Annotated in this window: 7 protein-coding genes; 3 read left to right on the top strand and 4 right to left on the bottom strand. The window is 58.1% G+C overall.

The annotated features are described in order from the left end of the window. Nucleotides 1-93 precede the first annotated feature (93 nt). Entirely contained in the window at nucleotides 94-846 is a 753-nt protein-coding gene (locus ACRC4F_RS05690) for an anti-sigma factor family protein (protein WP_438658460.1), read from the bottom strand. Beyond that, nucleotides 843-1,349, bottom strand: a complete 507-nt coding sequence (locus ACRC4F_RS05685; protein WP_438658459.1) for a sigma-70 family RNA polymerase sigma factor — start codon at nucleotides 1,347-1,349, stop codon at nucleotides 843-845. Before ACRC4F_RS05685 ends, ACRC4F_RS05690 begins: the two co-directional genes overlap by 4 nt. Before the next feature lie 158 nt (nucleotides 1,350-1,507). On the opposite strand from ACRC4F_RS05685, the gene ACRC4F_RS05680 reads away from it, so the two are divergent. Together ACRC4F_RS05680 and ACRC4F_RS05675 are read left to right on the top strand one after the other, a co-directional pair. After that, nucleotides 1,508-2,599: a catalase family peroxidase gene (locus tag ACRC4F_RS05680; RefSeq protein ID WP_438658458.1), complete on the top strand. Its 1,092-nt coding sequence runs from the start codon at nucleotides 1,508-1,510 to the stop codon at nucleotides 2,597-2,599. Next, nucleotides 2,596-3,141: a cytochrome b gene (locus ACRC4F_RS05675; RefSeq protein WP_438658457.1), complete on the top strand. Its 546-nt coding sequence runs from the start codon at nucleotides 2,596-2,598 to the stop codon at nucleotides 3,139-3,141. The genes ACRC4F_RS05680 and ACRC4F_RS05675 overlap by 4 nt, the downstream gene beginning before the upstream one ends. 163 nt (nucleotides 3,142-3,304) lie before the next feature. Here ACRC4F_RS05675 and ACRC4F_RS05670 read toward each other — a convergent pair whose 3' ends face one another. Together ACRC4F_RS05670 and ACRC4F_RS05665 are read right to left on the bottom strand one after the other, a co-directional pair. Then, entirely contained in the window at nucleotides 3,305-4,456 is a 1,152-nt protein-coding gene (locus ACRC4F_RS05670; protein WP_438658456.1) for a M14 family metallopeptidase, read from the bottom strand. A 485-nt stretch (nucleotides 4,457-4,941) separates the two neighbouring features. After that, the gene (locus ACRC4F_RS05665; RefSeq protein WP_438658466.1) at nucleotides 4,942-5,283 is read right to left on the bottom strand and encodes a DUF6124 family protein; all 342 of its coding nucleotides are present in this window, start codon (nucleotides 5,281-5,283) and stop codon (nucleotides 4,942-4,944) included. A 130-nt stretch (nucleotides 5,284-5,413) separates the two neighbouring features. Between ACRC4F_RS05665 and ACRC4F_RS05660 the strand changes: the two genes are divergently transcribed. Further along, nucleotides 5,414-6,061: a LexA family protein gene (locus tag ACRC4F_RS05660; protein ID WP_438658455.1), complete on the top strand. Its 648-nt coding sequence runs from the start codon at nucleotides 5,414-5,416 to the stop codon at nucleotides 6,059-6,061. Nucleotides 6,062-6,075 lie beyond the last annotated feature (14 nt).

Genomic DNA, 6,075 nt, shown 5'->3' with positions numbered 1-6,075 from the left:
CTGCTCGCGATAGCGGTCTATCAGTTAACAAAAATGTTGTCTGACAGGCCGCTATCGCGAGCAGGCTCGCTCCCAAAGGGGATTGTTGTCGGGTCAGAACTGGGTGGTTTGCTTGAGCATCTGCGCCGCCGGCGTATCGCTCGGGCTGACCATCGCATAGTTGTAACCAGCGCCAGACCAATACTCGGCCTGCAACTCACCATCGCTGCGGCTGCCCCGAGGCAACAGGTTGTTTTTCGGCCCCGGTGGTCGCACGTAGAAGCTGATCTTGTGCCCGCCCTGGTCCTCGTAAACCACCATCGCTGCCGGCCCTTGCTCGGTGCTGAGCAAGCGGCCGCTGACCGGTTTGAATCCCGAACCGGTCAGGTCCGGCAGGCGATTGGCGTGGCTGAAATAACGGTCGAGCCAGCCCTGCATGTCGCCATCGTCACTGACTTTGTAATCGGCCGGCAGCATGCCTTGCTGGGCGATCAAACGGTAAGCCTGCATCGCATCGGTCATCGGCAGTTGCGTGCTGACCAGCGTCATTTCCCGCGCCTGCCAGCCACTCAATCCACCCACACTGACCGCGATCAACAGCACCGCAGCGCTGGCCAGATGACGGCGGGACTGGCGTTTGAGGCGTTGGCGAATCAGTGCCGGGTCGAGGTCCGGGTTGGCCGTGTAATGCAAGGCGCCGCTCATGGCCGCGCGCAGTTGTTGGGCGTCCTGCTGCCAGTCGCGCACCTGTGCGGCGGTTTCAGGATTGCTCGCCAGGTAGGTTTCGACCAGGCGTCGGTCGGCGTCGTTGAGCTGGTGGTCGACGTAGGCGTGCAGGTCACGCTCGCTCGGGGGGATGCTGATCATTTGAGTATCCGCAAAGAAGGGCTGGTGATTTCGCCGTCGCTGAGTTGGCGCAGGGCCTGACGGGCGCGGGACAGGCGGGACATCACGGTGCCGGTCGGGACGTCGAGAATCTCGGCGACCTCTTTATAACTCAAACCTTCCACCGACACCCAGAGCAGCAACGCACGCTGTTCAGTGGTGAGCTGGTCGAAGGCTTGCAGAGTGGATTGTGCAATCACGGTGCGTTCTGTCGACGGTTGGGCGTCGTCACGGCCGGTAAAGAATTCGAGCATCCGCGCATAACGCCGGGAGCGCCGGTGGGAGTCTAGAAACTGTCGGTAAAGAATAGAAAACAGCCAGGCACGCAAGTCACCCTCGGCGCGCTTGTCGCCCCAACTCGACAGGGCACGCTCCAGGCTCGACTGCACCAGATCGTCGGCGCTGCTGGGATTGCGTGTCAGCGACACGGCAAACCGGCGCAATCTTGGAATGATTTCTCTGAGTTGTTCGTCGATATCGTTCATGAAGTTCTGACTAGTCACTACGCTGTGGACTAGGAAGACGCCCGACGTTCGAGGTTATTCCACGCCCTGAAAAATAAATAGCAGGCGATGGAATAAAGCGTTGTGGCGTGCGTCTGCTTGGTTCTTCTCACTTGTGGCCGATGGCCCTGGAGTCATTCATGGTAGATCGTTCATCACCGCCCACCCGGCCACCGCTGAGTACCGCAAGCCTGACGTTGCGCCTGGCCGGCATTGCTGTGGTGGTTGCTGCGCTGGCCGGTGCTTTTGCCTACGTCAACGGCACCTTTGACCCACAGCGTCTGACGCCGAAAAAACTGATCAACGTGCTGGAAACCAACAATGGCGTGCACCCGGGGTTCCGGCGCAATCACTCCAAAGGGGTGTGCGTGATCGGGCATTTCGAAAGCAGCGGCGAGGCGCGCACTTACTCCAGTGCGCAGGTGTTCAACGAGGCGCAAACCCCGGTGGTCGGACGTTTTGCCTTGCCCGCGGGCAATCCTTATGCGCCTGACAGCAGCGTACCGATCCGCAGTATGGCGTTGCGTTTCACCCAGGCTAACGGCCAGCAATGGCGCACCGGGATGAACAGCATGCCGGTGTTCCCGGTGGGCACGCCTGAAGCGTTCTATCAATTGCAGCAGGCGCAATCGCCGGATCCGGCCACCGGTAAGCCTAATCCTGCGGCGGTTCCGGCGTTCTTTGGTGCTCACCCGGAAGCGGCGCAGTTTCTGGCCTGGATCAAGACGGCCAAACCATCCGCCAGCTATGTGACCGAAACCTACAACAGCGTCAACGCGTTTTACCTGGTGAACGCCGCCGGACAGCGGCAAGCGGTACGCTGGAGCATGGTGCCGATTGCGCAGGATGCTGCCGGTGCCACGGCGCCTGAAGGGGCTGACTTCCTGGAAAAAGATCTGGTTCAGCGTTTGTCCGCCGGACCGCTTCGTTGGCAGTTGAACATCACCCTGGCGAACCCCGGAGACCCGGTCAATGACGCCAGCAAGGCCTGGCCTGATGGCCGCAAAGTTGTGAACGCCGGCACCTTGGTGCTCGAACGCACGCAACCGCAACTCGATGGCGAGTGCCGCGACATCAACTACGACCCGCTCGTATTACCGGCCGGTATCGAAGGTTCCGACGACCCATTGCTCGCCGCTCGCTCGGCGGGTTACGCCAGTTCCTATCTGCGCCGCACCAGTGAAGTCAAACAGTTGCCTGCCGCCAACGCTAAACAGGAGGCTCATCAATGAGCGCTCAACCGAACCATTTCGCGCCGTTGGCGCGGCTGCTGCATTGGCTGATGGCGTTGATGGTCATCGCGATGCTGTTTATCGGCGCGGGCATGGTGGCCTCGGTGTCCGAGCGGCATGAGTGGCTGATCCATCTGCACAAACCGTTGGGCATTGCGATTTTGCTGTTGGTGATTGTGCGTCTGGTGGTGCGTTTTTCCACGCAACAGCCGCCATTGCCGGCGGACTTGCCGGCTTGGCAGGCGCTGGCGGCCAAGGCTTCGCATGTTCTGCTGTACGCGCTGATGTTTGTTTTGCCGCTGTTGGGTTGGGCGATGATTTCAGCGGCGGGGGATCCGGTGATGCTGAGCAATTCGTTCCAGTTACCGTCGATTCTGCCCGCTAATGCGCAGATGTTTGCGTTTTTGCGCAAGGCTCATGGTTATCTGGCGTATTTGCTGTTTCTGACGGTGTTGCTGCATCTGGCGGCAGCGTTGTTTCACGGCTGGGTGCGGCGTGATGATGTGCTGGACAGCATGTTGCGAGGTAAGGATCGCGGCTAAACCTGTGTAGCAGCTGCCGAAGGCTGCGTCCGGCTGCGAAGCAGTCGTAAAAGGAACACCGCGATTTATCTGAAGGACCACGGTGTTTGATTTTACGACTGCTGCGTCCGAACGCGGCCCGAACCGGACGCAGGCTGCGCCAGCTGCTACATGGACCGCGTTGTCAGCGCAGGGTATCGATCATATCGGCAACAGTCGTCAGTACGTCCTTGCCCAGTTGCTTGGAGCGTTTGCCCGACCAGCCGGTCAGTGCGTTTGGCGCGTCGTTGTTGTCCTTGAAGGGCATTTCCAGAGTCAGCGACAGGCAGTCGTACTTTTGGCCAACACTGTTGCAGGCCAGCGTCATATTGGCCTTGCCCGGTTCGTCGCGGGTGTAGCCGTGCTTGGTCTGGAAGTCTTTGGTCAGGTGTTTCAGATGATCGCGGAAGTGGGTTTCGAGTTTTTCAATTCGCGGCGTATAACCCGGGTTGCCTTCGCAACCGGCGGTAAACACGTAGGGGATTTCTTCATCGCCGTGGATATCGAGGAACAAGTCGACGCCGTACGCTTCCATTTGTTGCTGAACGAATAGCACTTCCGGGCTGACTTCCTGGCTGGCGTTCTGCCAGGCGCGATTCAGGTCCTGGCCCATGGCGTTGGTGCGCAGGTGACCGTGGAAGGCGCCGTCCGGGTTCATGTTCGGCACCAGGTACAGGTCGGCGCTGGCCAGCAGTTTGTTCAGAACCGGGTCGTCATGCTTTTCCAGGCGTTCGATCACGCCTTCCATGAACCACTCGGCCATGTGTTCGCCGGGGTGCTGCTGGGCAATCATCCAGACCTTGCGCTGACCTTCGGCGCCGGTGCCTTTGCGCAATAACTGGATGTCACGACCTTCCGCGCTTTTGCCTGTGGCCAGCAATTGAGTGCCGGCCTTGGACAGCGCCTGTTCGATCAACCAGTCATGACGGCCACGGCTGTAGGGTTCGAAATAGGCAAACCAGGCATGGGTGGCTGTGGCTTCGAGACTGAAGCGCAGGCAGTCGCCTTCGAAGATGGTCGGCACCCGGAACCAGTTGACGTGGTCGTAGGACGCCACGGCCTGATAACCGTCCCAAGCCTTGTTATACGAGGACTTGCTGGCATTGTTCAGACGAAACCAGTGCTCCTGACCGACATGCAGACCGCTGGCCTTGAAATGGAACCACTGGAAATGCTGGCTGCGGGTGTCTGGCTTGATGGCCAGCAGCGCTTGAAGCGGGTTACTGATGTCCAGCACTTCAATGTTGCCGCTGTCAAAATTTGCGCTGATGTCGAATGAGGATTTAGCCACGGTCATAGTCGATTCCTGAATATGATTTTTATGGCTGCTACTTTACACGCTGGGAAGGGTAAAACTGGCGGAAATTGCGGGGCAAAAGGGGGGGGCGTCCTCCTTGACGCCGACGCAGCTTAGAGACTGTGCGATTGATTCTCAAGTGCTATTTTTCATTAGTTTGGGCCAATAAGACCGGGCTTCTCTTGCCAATGGATATTCTTTTGATATCATCCGCGCCAATCGAATTTGCAACACCCGAAGACTTCATTAGCCTGAAGCCAAAGCCAGAATAACTGGCAAAAAAAAGACCCGGCAAAAAGCCGGGTCAAAAACCGTGATTAGCCTGATGAGGAGATAGTCCAGGAGACCGACCTAAGGTCCCTTGGTCCATCGACTGATCTCGCGACCAGCTGCATGCAATAATAATCATTCTCGTTTGCAAGTCAAATGATTTTATCTGCGCGATTGGAAACTTCTTTCCCGTCTTCCTCAAAAATGCGTCCGACTCAGGCGCACTGATGCCCTTGTAAAGAGCGATCAATCATCGCCTTGGCCATGTCGATCATATGTACTGTCGAAAAGGCCAGGTCCCGACTTGCACCCTGCAGGTTGTTGGCTGACTCGAAGGCGGTCGCCGCGGCGCATCGCAACAGATCCGACGCGTGCACCAATGCCTCTTCACCGCTGACGGCAGGGTTCACATCAAAAAATCGCTCCTCGACCACCGCTTCTGAAACAGTTGGTTTCAAGTAATAGTCCAGGGCTTTTTGCGCAGCGGCGTTGCCTTTGGGCGAGGTGAGGGTGGTGTCCATTTGCATATCCGACAGGTCATTGCGGGGTAACGTCATGGCGATGGCAAGCTCCGTGATAGATTCAGATCCGTGAACCCATCCTAGTACGGACTGTATTTGTGACGAGAATTTAAATACTACAATTTGTGTTTTGCTGGTCGGAGTTCCCCCACGTATCGTGCCGCCCATGGATAAATGGATTGAGTTGGTCAAAGCCAAGATGAGTGAACTCAAAGTCACTCAGGAAGTACTCGCCGATCGCCTCGGGATGTCCCAGGGCGGCGTGGGTCACTGGCTGAATAAACGCCGTCAGCCGAGCATCGAAGACATGAACCGTGTCTTGCGGGCGCTCGGGATGGATTTTCTGGAAGTGGCGATGGTCATCCGCGAGCCCTTGGTGCTGCAGGACGACGAGATGTCCCTGACGCACAAGTACAACCCGTACTTCCGTTACCCGGTCAGTGACTGGCGCCTGCCTGCCGAGGTGCGTGACGGTGAGCTTTCGGTCTACGGCAAGCCGCGTTTCGAACTGACCGATTACCACGCTCAGGGCGCGGCCTTCTGGCTCGAGGTTGTGGGCGATGCAATGACCGCACCCAGCGGTACCAGCATTGCCGAGGGCATGATGATTCTGGTGGACCCGGCCATTGTGCCGGAGCCCGGAAAGCTGGTGATCGCGCAATGGTCGGACAGCGTTGAAGCGATCTTCCGCAAGCTGATCGAGGAGGGCGGGCAGCGTTACCTGGTCCCGCTCAATCCGACGTATCCGAAAGCCCTGTTCACCGAAGAGTGTCGAATCCTCGGTGTAGTGGTTCAGGCAACGGCTAAATTCTAATCAGATCGGTCCTC

The organism is Pseudomonas sp. (assembly GCF_051660785.1).
Classification (GTDB): Bacteria; Pseudomonadota; Gammaproteobacteria; order Pseudomonadales; family Pseudomonadaceae; genus Aquipseudomonas.
This window is presented reverse-complemented; position numbering and strand designations above follow the sequence as displayed.

Bases quoted from the DNA above. Each gene is read 5' to 3' on its own strand.
- ACRC4F_RS05690 (WP_438658460.1), bottom strand. From the start codon at position 846: ATGATCAGCATCCCCCCGAGCGAGCGTGACCTGCACGCCTACGTCGAC.
- ACRC4F_RS05685 (WP_438658459.1), bottom strand. From the start codon at position 1,349: ATGAACGATATCGACGAACAACTCAGAGAAATCATTCCAAGATTGCGC.
- ACRC4F_RS05680 (WP_438658458.1), top strand. From the start codon at position 1,508: ATGGTAGATCGTTCATCACCGCCCACCCGGCCACCGCTGAGTACCGCA.
- ACRC4F_RS05675 (WP_438658457.1), top strand. From the start codon at position 2,596: ATGAGCGCTCAACCGAACCATTTCGCGCCGTTGGCGCGGCTGCTGCAT.
- ACRC4F_RS05670 (WP_438658456.1), bottom strand. From the start codon at position 4,456: ATGACCGTGGCTAAATCCTCATTCGACATCAGCGCAAATTTTGACAGC.
- ACRC4F_RS05665 (WP_438658466.1), bottom strand. From the start codon at position 5,283: ATGACGTTACCCCGCAATGACCTGTCGGATATGCAAATGGACACCACC.
- ACRC4F_RS05660 (WP_438658455.1), top strand. From the start codon at position 5,414: ATGGATAAATGGATTGAGTTGGTCAAAGCCAAGATGAGTGAACTCAAA.